The organism is Streptomyces sp. PTL18 (genome assembly GCF_059510295.1).
Genome location: NZ_JCAJZO010000126.1, coordinates 1 through 683 on the forward strand (window position 1 = coordinate 1; position 683 = coordinate 683).

General features: G+C 70.0%; 1 protein-coding gene. It reads right to left on the reverse strand.

The window, feature by feature from the left end:
- The coding region (locus AC5WS8_RS39290; RefSeq protein ID WP_496108259.1) for an IS630 family transposase at positions 1–683 on the reverse strand (683 nt) is incomplete at both ends.

Sequence of the window (683 nt, forward strand, 5' to 3'; positions counted from 1 at the left end):
GGCGGCGGTGGAAGAACCGGCGGGTCTCGGCAGCGAGTTGGGCCTGGTCACGGGCCCGGCTGTGCATGGGCAGACTCCGTTTGAGGTCGGCGTTGACCAACTCGTCGGGGTTCAGCTCCGGCGAGTACGACGGCAGGAAGTGCAGCTCGATGCGGTCCGGGTGATCGGCGAGCCATGCGCGGACCTTGCGGGAGCGGTGCGCGGAGTGGCCGTCCACGACGAGGTGCACCTTACGGTCGAAGTGGCCTGCGAGCCGGTCCAGGAAGCGGCACATGACGTCGGCGTCGAAGGTCTCGGTGAACACCATGAAGTGCATGCGGCCCTTGGTGCTGATCGCGGACATCGCGTTGACCGAGAACCGGTTGCCCGAGCGGCGCACGACGGGGGTGCACCCTTTGGCGCCCCAGGTGCGGCCGGTGACCTGGTCGGAACGGATGCCGACCTGGTCGGCGAAGAGCACCTCGCCGCCCTCCGCCTTCGCCCTGGCCCGGATCGCCGGCCAGGTCTCCTCCCGCCAGACACGGACCGCTTCCGCGTCCTGCTCGACGGCCCGCTTGTCCGGACGCTGGAAGGACAGCCCCCAGCGGCGCAGGTACTTGCCCACCCCTTGCTCGGTCAGCCGCACCCGGTACAACTTCGCGATCAGATCCCCGACCCCGGCCCGCGTCCACAGCTGCCCTGCC